We start from the raw sequence: 781 nt of genomic DNA, 5'->3' as shown, positions 1-781 counted from the left end.
TTTTTAAGTGTATAAGATAAAAAAATAAATAAAATTAAATAAAATCAAGGAGAAACATAAATGTTATTAAAAAAATCATTATCACAATTTTTACTTACTGTTGGTTTTGTATTTTTAAGTGTGTTTGGGTCTTGTGTTGTTTTAGAAGCATCAAAAAAATATCAAGAACCAGATACGGCATCATTTTCTAAAACTTATAATGATAATTCAACGAAATTTTACAAGGAGAATTCATATTCAGCTTCTTTGGTTAATGAAGAAGCTAAAAAAAGCTTATGATGCCAAATTAGAAAAACATAACGAAGATCAAAAAGCCCTCAAAGAAAAACAAGAAGTAACTAAAAAATACGTTTTCCTTTTTGTAGAGTTTTTCTTTGTATTGGCGTTAGTAGGATTTAATGGTTATTTCTGTTATTCTAAAGCTAAATCATTTAAATAATTATAAGTAAAAAATATGTCTGATATTAAACAAAACATATCTTCTTTATTAAAAACATCAATTTTTTATTATTAAGTGTATTTGGAATGATTGTTACTTTTTTGATATATACGTTTTTTGAAAATCTAAATACTCAAAAAGTTTTACAACAATATCTAGATTCATTACAATCTAATACAAATATACTATCAAATTATAATTTATTATTACAACTTACTAAAAAACAAATGTATACAAGTTATTTAAGAGTTTTTATATTAGTTATTATTTGGGTTTTAATTATAATATTTAATGGTTATATGTGTTTTGCCAAAATTAACCCTTTTAAACAGTTTTTTAAAT

Annotated in this window: 2 protein-coding genes; both read left to right on the top strand. The window is 21.6% G+C overall.

The genetic code is table 11. From position 1 onward, the window contains the following. Positions 1-60 precede the first annotated feature (60 nt). Positions 61-279: a hypothetical protein gene (locus OL66_RS03395; RefSeq protein WP_034172478.1), complete on the top strand. Its 219-nt coding sequence runs from the start codon at positions 61-63 to the stop codon at positions 277-279. Continuing rightward, a complete protein-coding gene (locus OL66_RS03390) occupies positions 254-439 on the top strand; it encodes a hypothetical protein (protein ID WP_034172477.1) in 186 nt (61 codons plus the stop codon). The genes OL66_RS03395 and OL66_RS03390 overlap by 26 nt, the downstream gene beginning before the upstream one ends. The last annotated feature ends 342 nt before the right edge of the window (positions 440-781 follow it).

It is taken from the genome of Chrysanthemum yellows phytoplasma (assembly GCF_000803325.1).
GTDB classification, from domain to species: domain Bacteria; phylum Bacillota_I; class Bacilli_A; order Acholeplasmatales; family Acholeplasmataceae; genus Phytoplasma; species Phytoplasma asteris.
The sequence above is the reverse complement of the archived record's forward strand: the minus strand, read 5'-3'. Positions and strand labels throughout refer to the sequence as shown.

Excerpts from the sequence above, each read along its gene's own strand:
- OL66_RS03395 (WP_034172478.1), top strand. The coding sequence starts at position 61 with ATGTTATTAAAAAAATCATTATCACAATTTTTACTTACTGTTGGTTTT.
- OL66_RS03390 (WP_034172477.1), top strand. The coding sequence starts at position 254 with ATGAAGAAGCTAAAAAAAGCTTATGATGCCAAATTAGAAAAACATAAC.